This window comes from Streptomyces sp. NPDC008137, from assembly GCF_042957035.1.
GTDB lineage: Bacteria > Actinomycetota > Actinomycetes > Streptomycetales > Streptomycetaceae > Streptomyces.
Genome location: NZ_JBIBHN010000034.1, coordinates 40871 through 58190, shown reverse-complemented (window position 1 = coordinate 58190; position 17320 = coordinate 40871). Strand labels below are relative to the sequence as shown.

The 17320-nt window shown below is 72.2% G+C and carries 11 protein-coding genes; 7 read left to right on the top strand and 4 right to left on the bottom strand.

Translation table 11 applies throughout. The features are described from left to right. Positions 1-56: 56 nt before the first annotated feature. Positions 57-2156, top strand: a complete 2100-nt coding sequence (locus ACFZBT_RS35050) for a ricin-type beta-trefoil lectin domain protein (RefSeq protein WP_391112563.1) — start codon at positions 57-59, stop codon at positions 2154-2156. A 14-nt stretch (positions 2157-2170) separates the two neighbouring features. Here the strand turns inward: ACFZBT_RS35050 and ACFZBT_RS35045 are convergent, their stop codons facing one another. Continuing rightward, a complete protein-coding gene (locus ACFZBT_RS35045; protein WP_391112560.1) occupies positions 2171-3469 on the bottom strand; it encodes an SLC13 family permease in 1299 nt (432 codons plus the stop codon). A gap of 24 nt (positions 3470-3493) precedes the next feature. Continuing rightward, positions 3494-5881 carry a SpoIIE family protein phosphatase gene (locus ACFZBT_RS35040; RefSeq protein ID WP_391112557.1) on the bottom strand — a complete coding sequence of 796 codons (2388 nt, stop codon included), beginning with the start codon at positions 5879-5881 and terminating at the stop codon, positions 3494-3496. A 257-nt stretch (positions 5882-6138) separates the two neighbouring features. On the opposite strand from ACFZBT_RS35040, the gene ACFZBT_RS35035 reads away from it, so the two are divergent. The 3 genes from ACFZBT_RS35035 to ACFZBT_RS35025 all read left to right on the top strand — a co-directional run bounded on the left by ACFZBT_RS35035 (position 6139) and on the right by ACFZBT_RS35025 (position 12478). Beyond that, a complete protein-coding gene (locus tag ACFZBT_RS35035) occupies positions 6139-9228 on the top strand; it encodes a glycoside hydrolase family 2 TIM barrel-domain containing protein (protein ID WP_391112555.1) in 3090 nt (1029 codons plus the stop codon). Between the two features lie 146 nt (positions 9229-9374). Further along, positions 9375-11618, top strand: a complete 2244-nt coding sequence (locus ACFZBT_RS35030) for a glycoside hydrolase family 9 protein (RefSeq protein ID WP_391112552.1) — start codon at positions 9375-9377, stop codon at positions 11616-11618. A gap of 68 nt (positions 11619-11686) precedes the next feature. After that, positions 11687-12478, top strand: coding sequence for an alpha/beta fold hydrolase (locus ACFZBT_RS35025; protein ID WP_391112549.1), 792 nt, complete (start codon positions 11687-11689; stop codon positions 12476-12478). Positions 12479-12497: 19 nt separating this feature from the next. Here ACFZBT_RS35025 and ACFZBT_RS35020 read toward each other — a convergent pair whose 3' ends face one another. Further along, positions 12498-13430 (bottom strand): sigma-70 family RNA polymerase sigma factor, encoded by a 933-nt coding sequence (locus ACFZBT_RS35020; RefSeq protein ID WP_391112546.1) that lies wholly within the window; start codon positions 13428-13430, stop codon positions 12498-12500. Between the two features lie 151 nt (positions 13431-13581). Here ACFZBT_RS35020 and ACFZBT_RS35015 point away from each other — a divergent pair, with 151 nt between their 5' ends. From ACFZBT_RS35015 to ACFZBT_RS35005, 3 genes are all read left to right on the top strand, one after another. Next, a complete protein-coding gene (locus tag ACFZBT_RS35015) occupies positions 13582-13827 on the top strand; it encodes a hypothetical protein (protein WP_391112543.1) in 246 nt (81 codons plus the stop codon). A 3-nt stretch (positions 13828-13830) separates the two neighbouring features. Further along, positions 13831-14208: a toxin Doc gene (locus ACFZBT_RS35010; protein WP_391112540.1), complete on the top strand. Its 378-nt coding sequence runs from the start codon at positions 13831-13833 to the stop codon at positions 14206-14208. Between the two features lie 314 nt (positions 14209-14522). Beyond that, a complete protein-coding gene (locus ACFZBT_RS35005) occupies positions 14523-16151 on the top strand; it encodes a ricin-type beta-trefoil lectin domain protein (protein WP_391112537.1) in 1629 nt (542 codons plus the stop codon). Positions 16152-16191: 40 nt separating this feature from the next. On the opposite strand, the gene ACFZBT_RS35000 is transcribed toward ACFZBT_RS35005, so the two are convergent. After that, positions 16192-17295 carry an alpha-hydroxy-acid oxidizing protein gene (locus tag ACFZBT_RS35000; protein ID WP_391112534.1) on the bottom strand — a complete coding sequence of 368 codons (1104 nt, stop codon included), beginning with the start codon at positions 17293-17295 and terminating at the stop codon, positions 16192-16194. Positions 17296-17320: the final 25 nt, after the last annotated feature.

Genomic DNA, 17320 nt, shown 5'->3' with positions numbered 1-17320 from the left:
CCGGCATACCCCTTGGTATGGACTTTATTCCGCATGTCCTTGAGAGGAATGCAGCCGTGAACGACGCAAGTCCGTCGAATTCCCCGGCCCCGGCCCGCAGGTTCGGCCCGACGGACGAGCAACTGAGCGCCGAGCTCAGGAAGTGGACCGGCGCGACGCCCGCGCTCCAGCCCGTCGGCGAACTACTGGACCGGCACTGGGAGTCGGCTTTCGCCTACGCCCGGCTGTGCACCGCCGGTCCGCATTTCGCCGGAATGCTCACCACCGCCGCCTTCACCCGGCTCTTCGGCGAAAGCCTGCGCCAGAACGGACCGACGGCCGCCTGGCGGCCCCAACTGCTCGTCACCGTGCGGCGGATCGCGGCCGAGTGGGCCGGCGACCACCGAAGCGACATGCTCCACCCGGAGCTGAGATCCGAGACCGGTGACGGAGAGCGCCCGGCCGCCCGGCTGCTGCCGCAGCGGCACCGGCGCCTGCTGTCCGGGGCCTTCCACCGGCTGCCCCAGTCGGCCCGCTGCCTGCTGTGGCACATCGAGGTCGAGGCCGAACCGCTCGCGGCTCCCGCCGGGCTGCTCGGACTGGACGAGGAGGGCGCGCGCGTCGAACTGGGCCGGGCCCGCGACCGGATGCGCGAGGAGTGCCTCCAGCTGCACCGCGAAACCGCCCCCGACGAGGACTGCCGGCGCTATCTGCGCCTGCTCGACGTGACGTACCGGCGTGGCGCCCTCGACGTCGACCCCGATCTACGCGCGCATATCGAGGGATGCGGGCACTGCAGCGCCGCCGCGGACCAGCTCGACCGGTTCAACCACGGGCTCGGCGTCGCCCTGGCCGAGGCGGTGCTGGGCTGGGGCGGGCAGGAGTACGCGGAGAGTGCGTCGATCGGAGCCGCGGAAGTCTCCCAGGAGGCCGGCGTTCCCGGGGACATGGCCGGCCCGGAACCGGCCGATGCCGCGCGCGCGGCGTTCCCTGACCCCGTGGCCCTCGCGGGCGCGGTCGGGGAGTCGTTCACCGACCCCGCCGACCCGGTGACCGCGCCGGCCGCCCCCGCGGCCGCAGGGGAAGCGGGGACCCCACCGCGGATCCGGGTCCAGACGCGAGACAGGCAGACGCAGGCCCTCCGCCACGCCCATGAGGCATTCCCCACCACCCCGCCCGACGCGCCGCCACCGGCCGGCGGGACGGCCCCCGGCCCGGACGCCGTGGGTCCCCGCACCGCTTCCCGCAGATCCGCCCACAAGGCGGCCCGCCGTGCCGCCCGTCGCCGTAACCTCACCGTGGGCATCCTGACCGTCAGCGGTCTGGTCGTCCTCCCGCTGGTCCTGTGGTCCATAGGCAACTCCGGCGACACCGCCCCTGCGCCCGGCGCGGACCGGTCCTCCGAGGCAGCGGACCCGGGCGCGGGCAAGCCGACCGGCGACCCGTCCTGGATCGGCGCGGGCGAGGCCCGCAAGGGCGCCCTGCGCGGGCGGCTGCTGAACATCGCCTCGGGACTGTGCGTCGGCGTCGACGGCAAGAAGGCCGTCGAGGGCGCGGAGACAGAACTCACCACCTGCTCCTCGGACCCCGCCCAGCAGTGGACGTACGAGACCGACGGGCTGCTGCGCAACGGTGCCGCCCCCGGCCTGTGCCTGGACTCGCGGCTCGGCTATTCGGTGCGGCTGGCCCCCTGCACCGGCCCGTCCCGGCCCGACACCAAGGACATCAGCTACGACTTCGTACTCCAGGGCGCCCTGGTGCCCCGCCGGGACCAGGAACTCGCTCTCGCTCCGGCCGCGACCGACGGTTCGGGGTCCCTGGTCCTCAAGACCCGGGCGGACGACGAGGTCCAGCGCTGGGTGATCGACACCTCCAAGACCGACCTCCAGATGGAGGCCGTCAACTGGGAGGCCGCCGCTCCGGTGCCGCAGCCCGAGCCCACCCCGACCCCCACCCCGACACCGTCGAGGACACCCGAGCCGGCCCCCACCCCGACCGCCGCTCCGTCGACGTCCCCGCCGGCGCCCACGAGCCCGTCGCCCAGCACCACGTGCCACTACTACGGCTACCACTGCTCCGGGAACGGCGACGACGGCTATCCCGGCTACGGATACGGCCACCCCGGCTACGGATACGGCTACGGATACGGCTACGGATACGGCGGTCGCGGCCGCTGACCACCGGGCGCTGCTCAGCCCCCGACGACCCCCAGGGACAGCCACAGCGCCACCACGGCCGGCACCAGCGCGGCGGGCACCGCGAGCAGCCCGAGCCGGGTGAACTCCCCGAGCTCGACGCGGTGCCCGTCCTGGTGCACGATCCGCCGCCACAGCAGGGTCGCCAGCGAACCGGCGTAGGTCAGGTTGGGGCCGATGTTCACGCCGAGCAGCACCGCCAGCACGGCTCCGGGACCGGCCCCGGCGGTCAGCGGCAGCAGCACCAGCACCGCGGGCAGGTTGTTGATGAGATTCGCCAGGACGGCGGCCAGCGCGGCCACGCCCAGCAGCGCGAGCAGGCCCGAGCCGTCGGGCAGCACACGGTGGAGAGCGTCGGCGAGCCCGTTGTCGACGACGGCGCGCACGACCACGCCGAGCGCGAGCACGAACGCCAGGAAGGCCGGGGCCGCGGACCGCACCACCGTCAGCGGGGTGGCCCGCCGGCGCAGCAGCGCCCGCCCGGCCAGCACCAGCGCACCCGCCAGCGCGGCCCACGCCGGTGCGATCCCGAGGGCGGAGGCCACCACGAACCCGGCCAGTGTGCAGCCCACCGTGACCAGGGCGAACAGCGGCAGCTCGGGAGGCCGGTCAGGGTCGGCTGCCGGGAGGGGGGCGGCCAGTTCCCGGGCGAAGAAGCGCCGGAAGATCAAGTACTCGGCGCCGATCGCGACCAGCCAGGGCAAGGCCATCAGCGCCGTGAACCGGGTGAAGCTCAGCCCGCTCGCCGTGAAGGCGAGGAGGTTGGTCAGGTTGGAGACCGGCAGCAGCAGCGAGGCGGTGTTCGACAGGTGCGCGCACGCGTAGAGGTGCGGCCGGGCCTGGACGCCCATCCTGGTGGCGGTGGCGAGCACGACCGGTGTCAGCAGGACGACCGTGGCGTCCAGGCTGAGCACGGCGGTGATGACGGAGGCCAGTGCGAACACGGCGGTCAGCAGCCGCCCGGGACGTCCCGCCGCCCAGCGGGCCATCCACGCCCCGCACGCCGTGAAGAGTCCCTCGACGTCGCAGAAGTGGGCGAGCACCAGTACGGCCGCGAGGAACCCGACCACGGGCCCCAGCCGCTGGATCTCCTCCCACGCGTGTGTGGGCGGGATCACGCCGACGGCGACCGCGAGCCCGGCGGCCGGAACCGCCAGTACGGCCTCGGGCAGCCCCTTGGGACGGATGACGGCCCAGCCCAGCACCGCGGCCAGCAGCGCCACGGACAGGACTTCGGCGAGCGGGGTGTTCAGGGCGAGGTCCTCCGGGGCGTGTCTCAGGCGGTGCCCGCCCATGAAACCAGGCTCCGGTAAGAACGGTCACATCGCGTCGAGCGTCGTCAGCTCCGCCCAGATCGTCTTGCCGTCCGCGGTGTGCCTGCTGCCCCAGCGCTGGGTGAGCTGGGCGACCAGGAGCAGACCGCGGCCCCCCTCGTCCCAGGTCTTGGCCCGGCGCAGATGCGGGGCCGTGTGGTTGGTGTCGGACACCTCGCAGATCAGGGTGTCCGCGTCGTGGATCAGCCGCAGCCGGATGGGCTTGGCGCCGTAGCGGATGGCGTTGGTGACCAGCTCGCTCACCACCAGCTCCGCGGTGAACGTGGCCTCGGTCAGCGCCCAGCGCTCGAGCTGTTCGACGACCTGCTTGCGGATGGGGGCCACCAGCGCCGGGTCGGCCGGGATGTCCCACGTCGCGACCTGGGAGGACGGCAGGCCCCGGGTGCGGGCCAGCAGCAGGGCCACGTCGTCGGCGGAGCCGCCGGCGGGGAGCAGGGCCTGCAGCACGCCGTCGCAGATCTCGTCCAGCGAGCCGGCGGGCACCGACAGGGCCTCGCGGAGCATCCGCTGGCTGGTGTCGACGTCCCGTTCGCGGCTCGAGAGCAGCCCGTCGGTGTGGAACGACAGGACACTGCCCTCCCGCAGCTCCACTTCGGCGCTCTCGAACGGCAGCCCTCCGACACCGAGCGGGGGGCCGGAGGGCAGGTCGAGCTGCCGGGCCGGGCCGTCCGGTGGGACCAGGAAGGGCTGCGGGTGTCCGGCCCGGGCCAGGGTGCAGCGCCGCGACACCGGGTCGTACACCGCGTAGAGGCAGGTCGCGCCCACCTCCCCGGTGCCGGCCGCCTCTTCGCCGCCGGACTCCTGGGACAGCCGGACGACCAGGTCGTCGAGGTGGGTGAGCAGTTCGTCGGGTGCCAGGTCGATGTCGGCGAGGGTGCGGACGGCGGTACGCAGCCGGCCCATGGTGGCCGAGGCCTGGATGCCGTGGCCGACGACGTCGCCGACGACCATGGCGACCCGCATCCCGGACAGCGGGATCACATCGAACCAGTCGCCGCCCACCCCGGAGCGGGTGGCCGGCAGATAGCGGGAGGCCGCCTCCACGGCGGCGGTGCTCGGAAGGTGCCGGGGCAGCAGGCTGCGCTGCAGCGTGAGGGTCGTCTCCCGCTCGCGGGAGTAGCGGCGCGCGTTGTCGATGCAGACGGCGGCCCGGGCCGTGACTTCCTCGGCCAGCAGCACATCGTCGTCCGTGAAGTCCTCGGGGCGCCGAAAACGGGTGAAGACCGCGACCCCGAGGATGGTGCCCCTGGCCTGGAGCGGGACGGACATCGTGGAGTGGATGCCGTACTCGCGGACCCGGCGGAAGCGCACCGGGTCCCAGGCGAGCCAGCGTTCGAGGTCGTCCTCCGAACCCGAGGCCACCACCGCGTGGCCCACGATCAGCGAGGCCGCCTGCGGGGAGGACGCCGGGTAGACCTCCACCTGCCCCGGCTTGGCGACGGCCTCGGGGCTGCCCGTGTTGACCGACTGGTGGGCAGCCCGGCGCAGACTCACCGGCGGGACGGGCGGCCCCGCGGACTCGCCGCCGTGCTCCCGGGTGTCGAGCAGGTCGACGCTGACGAAGTCGGCGAGCGCCGGGACGCACACGTCCGCCAGCTCCTGGGCCGTACGGGTGACGTCGAGGGTGGTGCCGATGCGCACGCTCGCCTCGTTGACCAGGTGCAGCCGTTCCCGTGACCGGTACTGCTCGCTGAAGTCGTGGGCGGTCACGCAGACGCCCCGCACCTCGCCGGCCGGGTCGGTGAGCGGGGCGATCCGGGCCAGCCAGGCGTGCGCGCCCCGGCTCTCGCCGCTGGCCTTCATGTACGTCTGCATGTCCTGCCGCCGACCGGTGCGCAGCACCCGGCGAAGGTTCTCCTCGAGCTCGGTGTTCTGCGGCCGGCTGCCGATGTCGGTGGGTCTCAGACCTCGCAGGCGGTGGGCGGGCATCCCGAGGAGGTCCGCCATGGCGTCGTTGACGCCGCGCAGCCGCAGCCCCTCGTCGAAGATCATCGTGGCGCAGGGTGACTGGGTGAGGGCGGCCCGCACCAGCGGGTCCTCCGACGGCCCCACGTCGTCGGCCTCCGGCGGGGACACCGCGAACCACTCGGCCGTCTCACCCTCTGGCGGTCTGCGGTGGGCGAGCACCCACACGGACACGGTGCGGCCGTCGCGGTGACGCAGCGCGAGCATGCCGCTCCAGCGGGCATCGCGGGGCGGGGGCGGCGCGTCCACGTCGTCGGCCAGCAGTTCTGCGGCCGGGCGGCCGACGACCTCGGCGGCGGTGTGACCCAGCAGCCGACTGGCGCCCTCGCTCCACTCGGTGAGCACGCCGTCGGCGGCGATGACGGCACGCGCCGCCCCGTCATCGTCGAACGGCTCGTGCGGGCTCATCGTCGCCACTCCATACGGACACTCACAGTGATCAGAGAGGTCGCTTGAGTTCCAGCCTAGTCCGTAGGCGCCCGGCGTGAACCGGTAACCCCGGCAGCACCCGGCCGTGCGGGGTCGGGGCGTGATTCCGGCCGATGTGACGCCTGGGACAGAAGGATGGTGCCGCACCCTTGACGGCCCTGTGTGACACCTCGACAGAATCTGTTTGTTCGCGATCAGTTATGAGTGCTTCTGGGTTTTCATGAGGGAGAGCCGTCATGTCGGTCACGCGCAGATCGGTCCTGCTCGCCTCGGCGGCCGCGCCCGCGGCCGGAGCGCTGCTCGGCACCCCGGAGGCGTGGGCCGCCGAGGAGGCGCGCGACAAGTCCGCCCGCCGTACCGTCGCCCTGCGCGACGGCTGGCGCTTCGCGCTGGTCGACCCGGGCGGCACCACCGACCCGACCGGCGCCTACGCCGACGCCGCCCTGCCCGGCTACGACGACTCCCGGTGGCGTGAGGTCGCCGTCCCGCACGACTGGAGCATCGAGCAGGCCCCCACCACCGAGCACGGCACCACCAGCGGCACGGGCTTCCTGCCCGGCGGCCTCGGCTGGTACCGCCTCGCCTTCACCCTCCCGCCGGACCTCGCCGGCCAGCGGATCTCGGTGGAGTTCGACGGCGTCTACATGGACTCCCACGTCTACTGCAACGGCGAGGAGGCCGGCCGCCACCCCTACGGCTACACCGGCTTCGCCTTCGACCTCACCGACCTGGTGCACACCGACGGCACCACCCGGAACGTGATCGCGGTCAAGGTCCAGAACCGGCTCCCCAGCAGCCGCTGGTACTCGGGCAGCGGCATCTACCGCGAGGCCCGCCTGGTGATCACAGAGCCGGTGCACGTGGCCCGCTGGGGTACCTATGTCCGCACGCCCGAGATCTCCGCCGAGCGGGCCGTCGTACGGATCGACACCTCGGTCGTCGACGCGTCGGGCGCGGGCGCGGACGTCGAGGTCGTCTCCCGGATCGTCGACCGGAAGGGCCGCACGGTCGCCCGCACCTCCTCCACCGTCGCCGTCACCGACGAACGGACCGAGACCCACGAACTCACCGTCAAACGCCCCGAGTTGTGGGACATCGAAGCCCCGCACCGCTACACCCTGCACACCGAACTGCGCGTCGGCGGCCGGACCACCGACACCTACCGCACGCCCTTCGGCTTCCGCACCTTCCGCTTCGACCCGGACGAGGGCTTCTTCCTCAACGGCACCCACCACAAGCTCAAGGGCGTCGACCTCCACCACGACCTGGGCGCACTCGGGGCCGCGGTCAGCATCGACGCCGTCCGCCGCCAGCTGGAGATCATGCGATCCATGGGCGTCAACGCCCTGCGCACCTCCCACAACCCGCCCGCGCCCGAAGTGATCCAGGTCTGCGAGGAACTGGGCGTCGTCATGCTGGTGGAGGCATTCGACTGCTGGCGCACCGGGAAGAACCGGTACGACTACGGCCGGTTCTTCGACGAGTGGTGCGAGAGGGACGCCACCGAGATGGTGCTGGCGGCCCGCAACTCGCCCGCCGTGCTGATGTGGTCCATCGGAAACGAGGTCCCCGACTCCACCTCGACCGCCGGCCTCGCCATGGCCGACCGGGTCATCGCCGCGATCAGGGCCGCCGACGACACTCGCCCGCTGGTCATCGGCTCCGACAAGTACCGCCGCCTCCCCGCCAAGGGCTCCGCGGCCGACCTGATGCTGGCCAAGCTGGACGGCCTCGGCCTCAACTACAACACCGCCAAGTCGGTGGACCAGCTGCACGCGGCCTACCCGCACCTCTTCCTCTTCGAGTCCGAGTCCTCCTCGGAGACCTCGACCCGGGGCGAGTACCAGGAGCCCGAACACCTCAACACCGGCGAGAATCACACGCCCGGAAGGCGCGGGACCTCCTCCTACGACAACAACCTCGCCTCCTGGACCATGAGCGGCGAGTACGGCCACAAGAAGGACCGGGACCGCAAGTGGTTCACCGGGCAGTTCCTGTGGTCGGGCATCGACTACATCGGCGAGCCCACGCCGTACGACCTCTTCCCGGTCAAGGCGTCCTTCTTCGGTGCGGTCGACACCGCGGGCTTCCCCAAGGACATGTACTACCTGTTCCAGAGCCAGTGGACCGACAAGCCGATGGTCCATCTGCTGCCGATGACCTGGAACCACGCCGAGGGCGACACGGTCGAGGTCTGGGCGTACGCCAACGTCGGCACCGTCGAGCTGTACCTCAACGGAAAGTCCCTGGGCGTACGGCGGTTCGACACCAAGAAGACCGTCGACGGCCGCACGTACCTGGAGACCACCGAGGCGACCGGCGACGACAAGACCTTCACCGACGGCCCCTGGCCCGGCAGTTACACCAGCCCGAACGGCAGCGCCGGAAAGCTGCACCTGACCTGGCAGGTGCCCTACGAGCCCGGCGAGCTGAAGGCCGTCGCGCGCAAGGACGGCGAGACGGTCGCCACCGACGTGCTGCGCACCGCCGGCGCCCCGCACGCGATACGCCTCACGCCGGACCGCGAGTCCCTCGCCGCTGACGGCCGTTCGCTGGTCTTCGTGACCGCCGAGGTGGTCGACCGGCGCGGTGTGGTGGTGCCCGGCGCGGAGCACCTGATCTCCTTCGAGGTGGCGGGCGGCTCCCTCGCCGGGCTCGACAACGGCCGCCAGGAGAGCGCCGAGCGCTACCAGGCGAGCACCCGCACCGCCTACCACGGCAAGGCCCTCGCCATCGTCCGCTCCGGCACGAAGCCGGGAACGGTGAAGGTGACCGCCCGCGCCGACGGCCTGCGCACAGGCACGGCGACCGTACGCGCCACCAGTACCCGGGACCGGGCCGAGACGACCCCGCCCGCGTTCAGGCCGGAGCACCCGGCGCCGGTGGACTACCCGCACGCCGACGCCAGTTACTCCGGCCGCCCGGACACCCTGCCCGCCGCCATGCTCGACGGCGATCCGGCCACCGGCTGGTCCAACGGCTTCTTCAAGCAGGCCACGGCCCTGCTGCCCGCCTTCGACGGGGCCCGCGCCGAGGACTGGGTCTCGGTCGACCACGGGCGCACCCGCGCCTTCGACAGGGTGGACGTCTCCTTCACGGTGGACGCCAAGCACAGCCTGCCCGCGGCGATCGAGGCGGCGGTGTGGGACGGCCGGTCGTGGCGGGCCGTGCGGGACACCGCGATCGACTGGGCCACCGCCTCCGACACCCCCACCGTGATCACCTTCGAGTCCGTCCGCGGCTCCCGGATCCGGCTCACCCTGACGAGCCGCCATCCCGACGAGGCGCGGGGGGCGATGCGCATCAGCCGGCTGGACACCGTCTAGACACGCTGGTCCGGACGGGTGACGGACAGCCAGTCCCGTCCGGACCGTTGACGGAGTGTCACATCAGCCACAACCATGGCGGGCATCCGTATCTGGGAGCGCTCCCACGCCGAGCGTCACCCGCCCCTCTCCAGAGGAGCCCGGACGTGAAACGACGCAGAACCGCACTGCTGTCCCTGACGGCCCTCCTGGCGACCGCCCTCACCGCGCTGCCCTCGGCACCGGCCGGGGCCGAAGAGGTCGAACAGGTCAAGAACGGCGCCTTCGACACCACCACAGCCCCTTGGTGGACGACCAGCAACGTCACCGGGGGTCTTTCCGACGGCCGGCTCTGTGCCGACGTACCCGGCGGCACCGCCAACCGCTGGGACGCCGCCGTCGGGCAGAACGACATCACCCTCGTGAAGGGGGAGTCGTACCGCTTCTCCTTCAGCGCTACCGGCACGCCCGCCGGGCACGTGGTGCGGGCGATCGTGGGCCTGTCGGTGTCCCCGTACGACACCTACTACGAGGTGACGCCGCAGCTCAGCGTCTCCGGCGACCGCTACTCCTACACCTTCACCTCGCCCGTCGACACCGCGCAGGGCCAGGTCGGCTTCCAGCTCGGCGGCAGCGCGGACGCCTGGCGCTTCTGCATGGACGACGTCTCGCTGCTGGGCGGCGTCGTGCCGGAGCCGTACGAGCCCGACACCGGCCCCCGGGTCCGCGTCAACCAGGTCGCCTACCTGCCCGCCGGGCCGAAGAACGCCACCCTGGTCACCGATGCCACGGCGAAGCTGCCCTGGGAGCTGAAGAACGCCCGCGGCACCGTGGTCGCCCGGGGCACGACCGTGCCGCGCGGGACCGACGCCTCCTCCGGCCAGAACGTCCACTCGATCGACTTCGGCGCGTACCGCACGAAGGGCACCGGCCTCACCCTGGTCGCCGACGGCGAGGCCAGCCGTCCCTTCGACGTCGACGCGAGCGTCTGGGAACGGCTCCGCCTCGACTCGGCGAAGTACTACTACACCCAGCGCAGCGGCGTCGAGATCCGCGAGGACCTGCGGCCCGGGTACGGCCGCCGGGCCGGCCACGTCGGAGTGGCACCCAACCAGGGCGACACCGCTGTGCCGTGCCAGCCGGGTGTGTGCGACTACAGCCTCGACGTCAGCGGCGGCTGGTACGACGCCGGCGACCACGGCAAGTACGTCGTCAACGGCGGCATCTCCACCTGGGAGCTGCTGAGCACCCACGAACGCGCGCTGCACGCCCGCACCGGCGACGCGGACAAGCTCGGCGACGGCACGCTCGCCATCCCCGAGAGCGGCAACCAGGTCCCGGACATCCTCGACGAGGCCCGCTGGGAGCTGGAGTTCCTGCTCAAGATGCAGGTGCCCGCCGGGAAGCCGCTGGCCGGCATGGCCCACCACAAGATGCACGACGAGCAGTGGACCGGACTGCCGCTGCTGCCCGGCGACGACCCGCAGAAGCGCGAACTGCACCCGCCGTCCACCGCCGCCACCCTGAACCTGGCCGCCACGGCCGCGCAGGCGGCCCGCCTGTACCGGTCCTACGACAAGGCGTTCGCCGACAAGACCCTGGCCGCCGCCCGCACGGCCTGGTCGGCGGCGCTCGCGCACCCCGGCCGTTACGCCTCCGAGAGCGACGGCGTCGGCGGTGGCGCCTACCCGGACAACGACGTGACCGACGACTTCTACTGGGCGGCGGCCGAGCTGTATCTCAGCACGGGGGAGAAGCAGTTCGAGGAATACGTCCTGAAGTCCCCGGTCCACACGGCCGACCTCTTCAAGCCCCTCGGCTTCGACTGGGCCCGCACGGGCGCCGCGGGCCGCCTCGATCTCGCGACGGTCCCGAGCAAGCTGCCCGGCCGGGACAAGGTGCGCGAGTCCGTCGTCAAGGGCGCCGACCGCTACCTGGCCACCCTGAAGGGCCACCCCTACGGCATGCCCTACGCGCCCGACGGCAACAAGTACGACTGGGGCTCCAGTCACCAGGTCCTCAACAACGCCGTCGTCCTGGCCACCGCGTACGACATCACCGGCGCCTCGAAGTACCGCGACGGCGCCCTGCAGAGCATGGACTACATCCTGGGCCGCAACGCGCTGAACATCTCCTACGTCACCGGCTACGGCGAGGTCAGCGCCCAGAACCAGCACAGCCGCTGGTACGCGCGTCAGCTCGACCCCGGCCTGCCCCACCCGCCGAACGGCACCCTGGCCGGCGGGCCGAACTCGAGCATCCAGGACCCCTACGCACAGAGCAAACTCCAGGGCTGCGTCGGGCAGTTCTGCTACATCGACGACATCCAGTCCTGGTCGACCAACGAGCACACGATCAACTGGAACGCCGCCCTGACCCGGATGGCCGCCTTCGTGGCGGACCAGGGGTAGGGAACGTGCCCGGTGCCGGGGGAGTCCGCCGACAGGACGCCCCCGGCACCCGCGCGTAGCCTGGTCACATGCACGCGGTGCGAGTAGACGGCATCGAGGTTGCCTACGACCGGGTGGGCTCGGGCCCGCCCCTGGTGCTCGTGCACGGCGCCACGACGGACGCCCGCCTCTGGCGTGGCCAGGTCGCCGACCTGGCCGACGCGTTCACCGTGGTCGCCTGGGACGAACCGGGAGCCGGCCGCTCCTCCGACGTACCGCCCTCCTTCACCCTCGCCGACTACGCCCGCTGTCTGGCGGCCGTCATCAAGGACGTGGGCCTCGGCCCGGCCCATGTCCTCGGCCTGTCCTGGGGCGGGACCATCGTGCTGGAGCTCTACCGGCACCACTCCGATCTCGTCAGGACGCTGCTCCTCGTCGACACCTACGCAGGGTGGAAGGGCTCGCTGCCCGCGGCGGAGGTGCGGGCGCGGGTCGAGGGAGCCGAGCGGCTGCTGGCGGTCCCGGCCGAGGACTTCGCCCCGACCATGCCGGGCCTGTTCGCGGGCCCGCCGCCCGCCGAAGCCGTACGCCTGATGTCCGTGATGTCGGCCGACACGCGCCCCCAGACCATGCGGACCGAGCTCACCGTCATGGCCGAGGCCGACCAGCGCGACCTGCTGCCCACGATCAAGGTGCCGACCCTCCTGCTCTGGGGCGAGCTCGACAGACGCTCCCCGGTGGAGCAGGTCGCCCACCCGTTCCTGGCGGCGATCCCGCAGGCCACGCTGGTCGTGCTCCCGGGCGTCGGGCACCTCAGCAGCATCGAAGCCCCGGAGGCCTTCAACCGGACCGTCCGGGAGTTCTGCCGCTCCCGGTCCTGAGCGGGCCGGCCCCGGACCGTCACGCGTCCTCCTTGGGCAGGTGGGCGAGTTTGTCCGGATTGGCCACGACATAGATGCCGGACACCCGGTCGCCCTCCGGGGTGAGGTCCAGCACCAGGACGGCGAAGGGCGCGGCCCCGTCGAAAAGCACGGCGGCGTCGTCCCCGTTGACGCGGCGGTAGCGCCAGACGGGGTTGCCCGGACCGCCGCGCCCGGACGTGAGCAGGCGGGCCACCTTGTCCCGGCCGTGCACCGGGCGCAGGCTCGCCGGCCTGCGTTTGCCGCCGGCGTCCGTCCACGCCGTGACGTCCGGCGCGAGGACCTCCATCAGCGCGGCGATGTCCCCGCCGAGCGCCGCCCGCACGAACCTCTCGGTCGCCTCCCGCCGCACCCGCGGATGCGCCTCGTACCGCGGCCGCCGCGCCCGCACATGCTCCCGGGCCCGGTGCGCCAACTGCCGTACGGCGGCGGGGGAGCGGTCGATGACCTCCGCGATCTCGGCGTGCGGGTAGCCGAACACCTCGCCCAGGACGAACACGGCCCGCTCCAACGGGGTCAGCGACTCCAGGACGACCAGCATCGCCAGCGACACCGACTCGGAGCGCAGGGCGGGCCCGTCGGCGGTCTCGGCCTCGCCGTCGGCGACCAGGGGCTCGGGCAGCCACTGGCCGACGTAGGTGTCCCGCCTGCGGCTGATCGCGGCACGGCGGCGCAGCGCGTGGTTGACCGCCACCCGTACGAGATAGGCCCGGGGGTTGCCGACGCCGGCCAGGGGATCGCCACCACCTCGGGCCGTCCAGGACAGCCAGGTCTCCTGCAGGACATCCTCGGTGTCGGCGACACCGCCGAGCATGTTGTAGACGATGCCGAACAGCAGCTCGCGATGGTCGACGAACACCCCGGTCGCCTCGTCGACCGGGGCGTCGGCGCCGGGTGTGGTGATCTCGGTCATGCGTGGTCCTCCCGGAGACGTGTTCACCACTGAGACCGGGGCGGGGGCCCGGAATGTGACATCGCCGGGGTGTACCGCTCCCAGGTACCGTCTGATTCCTCTCTGACCTGGGCATATTTACGAGTCAGTACCCGAGCGGTACCTTGAGGGCATGCCAGCTCTCAACGTGGAGTTCAGCGACCGCGAACTCGAGGACCTGCGGCAGATCGCCAAGGAGCGCGGTACGTCGATGAAGGCGCTCGTCCGGGAGGCGGCAGCGGCCGACATAGCGCGCCACCGGGCGCTCCAGGAGGGCGCGGAGGCCTTCCGCCGGTTCTTCGCGACCCACGCCGACGAGTTCGCCGCCGCCTTCCCCGACGACGAGCCGTCCGCGAAGGACGAAGGGCGGGCCGCCTGACCGATGGCACCCGTCATCCATATCGACGTGCCCTGGCTGCTGCAGCGCCATGAGGAGGTCCTGCCGGACCAGCCCACCGTCAACGACTTCTCCGCGCTGGTCGCCGCCGTCGCCCGGCACCGCGTCGACCCGCCGCGCCTCGGGGTGAACTCCGACGCGGCCTGGCGGGCCGCCGCGCTGCTGCACACCCTCGCCGTGCTCCGGCCGCTGCCCACGGCCAACGCCCGCTTCGCCTGTGCGACGGCCGTGGCGTACATGTTCGTCAGCGGCGTCGGCATCGACCCGCCCTACGGCGCCCTCGTCGACCTGGCCCGCGACCTGATGTCCAACGCGACCGACGTCTACGGTGCGGCGGACCGGCTGCGGTCCTGGCAGATCTGACCCGATTCACACAGGGCGCACGGAAATGTCGAAAACAGGTACGAGCGGCGTACGCGCGTTCCCTCTTCTGACTTTCTGTCAATGGGCCGGATGTCGCACGGGCGCCTTGTTGGTCGTGTGGGGGTTGTGCAAGAGTGAAACACACGTGCGGGGGGAATGGCCGGGTGTCGCACGTGATTTGTGAACCGGGGCCGATTCACCGCCGGTGAATTCGCACCCCCCGCGCCGCGCCAGAAAAGGTTCGCACCAACCGGGCTCCTTTTTCGGCGGCAGGACTTCTGTGTGTCACCTGCGCGTGGGAAGGAACCATCTCAGTGCCCACCCCCCACCCCCCTCGTCCCCCGTATCCCCCGCCCGGCGGGGATCCCGGGGAATCCGATGAATCACTCGCCGCTCCGCTGAGAGGCAGCCCGGAGGGCGAGGTCGCCGCCCATTCCGTCGCGCTGCTGACAGCGCGGCACTGGCAGCCGGTGCACGACTACGCGGTCATCTGTCTCGCCTCGTCGGCGCAGGTCGCCGCCATGGTGACCGGGACCGCCTTCCACCGGACCCTCAACCGCGTCGCCTTCGGCGACTCGGCCGTGGCGCTGCGCCCGATTCTTCTGGTGACCGTGCGCGACACCATCCGGGAGTGGTCCGGCGACGATCGAATATCCGCCGTACTCCCGGCGCTGCAGAAACCGGCCGGAGGGCGGGGGCTGCGCGCAGCGACGTCCATGACGCCCGAAAACCGGGCACTCGCGGAGCGGGCATTCCAGGCACTTCCCTCCGTCGCGCGCGCTTTGCTCTGGCACGTCGAGGTCGAGGCAGATCCTTTAAGCGTCCCCGCCGGCCTGCTGGGTATGGATGCCGACATCGCGTCGGCCGCACTCGAACAGGCGCGTGACAAATTCCGCGAGGGTTGTGTACATGCCCATCGTGAACTCGCGCCGACCCATGATTGCCGGTTCTACAACCGCCTCCTCGACGTCCCGATCCGCCGGGGCGGCGCACTGCTGCCGGACGTCCAGGAGCATCTGGCGGAGTGCCGTTACTGCCGGAACGCGGCCGAGCAACTGAGCCATTTCGAGGGCGGTCTCGGCCCGTTGATCGCCGAAGCGGTGCTCGGCTGGGGTGCCCGCCGCTACCTCGACTCCCGTCCGGGCCGGGCCTCGCACGGCACCCGGAGCGGTCGCGGCGGCCGGCGCGGCGGCGGGCGGTCCGGGAACGCGCGCCACCGTCTGCTGTCCAGGATCCCCATGCCGGCCCGCCGGGTCCCGGGCGTCCGGATCCCCGACGCGCTGCGGTCGTCCCGGGCGCTGCTCTCGGGCGTCGGCGCGGTGTCGGCCGGAGTGCTGGCGACGGTGCTCATCATGAGCGCCTCGTCGTACGACGGCGGCCAGGCCGACCCGGCCGGCTCCAACAGCGCGGCGGGCGGCGAGGGCGGCGGGTCCGTGACTCCGCCGGACACGGCCGGGCTGCCCACGGCGCCGGGCGTGACACGGCTGCGCAACGCCGGCGCCGACCTGTGCCTCGACATCCGGGACCTGCCGAAGGAGGGCTCGGGGGCGAAGCTGGAGTCGTGCTCGACGGCGTGGACCCAGCAGTGGACGTACGAGAACGACGGGCTGCTGCGCAGCGTCGCCGATCCCGGGCTGTGCCTGGACTCGCACAAGGACGCGGGCGTCGTCGTGCTCGGCACCTGCGCCGAGGGAGACGCCGAGCGGAGCGAGGACGTGCGCTACGACCTCACCCTACGAGGGGAGTTGCTGCCCCGCTGGGACGAGCAGCTCGCCCTCGCCTCCACCTCCGACGACCCGGACGCCGACATCGTCGTCAAGGTCCGCGACCGGTCCGACGAACAGCGCTGGCAGCCGGAGCCCCTGCCCACGGCGGCGGGGTCCCTGTCGATCGCGGAGGAGGACGTCCCGACCGCACGGCAGGTGACAGCGCCGAACCGCTGAACGACCGAGTGGTGAACTCGGCCTCGCCCCCGCCCACGCCTCAGCCCGGCTCCTCCGTCAGATCGGACGGACCGACCGTCGCAGGCGTGGCATGGCCCGACAGAGCCAGGGTGAGGTCGAGTTCGGCCAGGAGGCAGCGGATGACGTGTTCGACGCCGGGCTGTCCGTCGAGGCCGAGACCGTAGACGTACGGGCGTCCGACGAGCACCGCCCGCGCGCCCAGCGCGAGGGCTTTGAAGACACGGGACAGCGCGTCGGCGGCGGCCACGGACCCCGCCACCTGGCGGCCGCCGTGGTTGGAGACGACGACGCCGTCCATGCCCGCCTGAGCGGCCAGTCGCGCGTCGTCCGGGTGCAGGACACCCTTGAGGACGATCGGGCCGTCCCAGTTCTCCCGCAGGAACGCCAGGTCCGGCCAGGACTTGGCCGGGTCGGAGAACATGCCGACGAAACGCGTCACGGCCGCGTTCGGGTCCTCGTGCACCGGTTTGGCCAGTCCCGCCTGGAAGACCGGGTCCGAGAAGTAGTTGGCCGTGCCGACGCCGTGGAGGAAGGGCAGGTAGGCCTGGTCGAGATCCCGGGGGCGCCATGACAGCAGCGGGGTGTCCAGGGTGACGACGAGCACGCTGAACCCGGCCGCCCTCGCCCGGTTCAGGAAACTGCGGGCCACCTCCGGGTCCTTGGGCCAGTACAGCTGGAACCAGCGCTCGGCGTCGCCCATCGCCTCGGCGACCTGCTCCATGGGCGTGCTCGACGCGGACGACAGGATGTACGGCACGCCCTGCGCGGCGGCGGCCCGGGCGGCGGCGGACTCGGCGTCCGGATGCATGATCGACAGCACCCCGACCGGGGCCAGTGCCAGCGGGGCGGGCAGGGCCCGGCCCAGCACCTCGACCGACAGATCCCGTGCGTGCACGTCCCGCAGCATGCGCGGCACGATCCGGCGACGCTCCAGGGCCGCCCGGTTGGCGCGGGCCGTACTGCCGTTCCCGGCGCTGCCCGCCACGTAGCCGACCGGGCCGGGCCCGAGCCGCTGTTCGGTCAGCTCCTCCAGCCGGGTCAGATCGGTGGGCAGGCGCGGCACGGCACCCGTCATTCCGTTGAGATAGATCTCGTACTGGAAGTCCGCCCAGTGCTTCGCCATGTCGTCCGTCCCGCCTCTCGTCGCT

Coding starts and splice junctions, on each gene's coding strand:
- ACFZBT_RS35045 (WP_391112560.1), bottom strand. CDS start 3,469: ATGGGCGGGCACCGCCTGAGACACGCCCCGGAGGACCTCGCCCTGAAC.
- ACFZBT_RS35040 (WP_391112557.1), bottom strand. CDS start 5,881: ATGAGCCCGCACGAGCCGTTCGACGATGACGGGGCGGCGCGTGCCGTC.
- ACFZBT_RS35035 (WP_391112555.1), top strand. CDS start 6,139: ATGTCGGTCACGCGCAGATCGGTCCTGCTCGCCTCGGCGGCCGCGCCC.
- ACFZBT_RS35025 (WP_391112549.1), top strand. CDS start 11,687: ATGCACGCGGTGCGAGTAGACGGCATCGAGGTTGCCTACGACCGGGTG.
- ACFZBT_RS35020 (WP_391112546.1), bottom strand. CDS start 13,430: ATGACCGAGATCACCACACCCGGCGCCGACGCCCCGGTCGACGAGGCG.
- ACFZBT_RS35015 (WP_391112543.1), top strand. CDS start 13,582: ATGCCAGCTCTCAACGTGGAGTTCAGCGACCGCGAACTCGAGGACCTG.
- ACFZBT_RS35010 (WP_391112540.1), top strand. CDS start 13,831: ATGGCACCCGTCATCCATATCGACGTGCCCTGGCTGCTGCAGCGCCAT.
- ACFZBT_RS35000 (WP_391112534.1), bottom strand. CDS start 17,295: ATGGCGAAGCACTGGGCGGACTTCCAGTACGAGATCTATCTCAACGGA.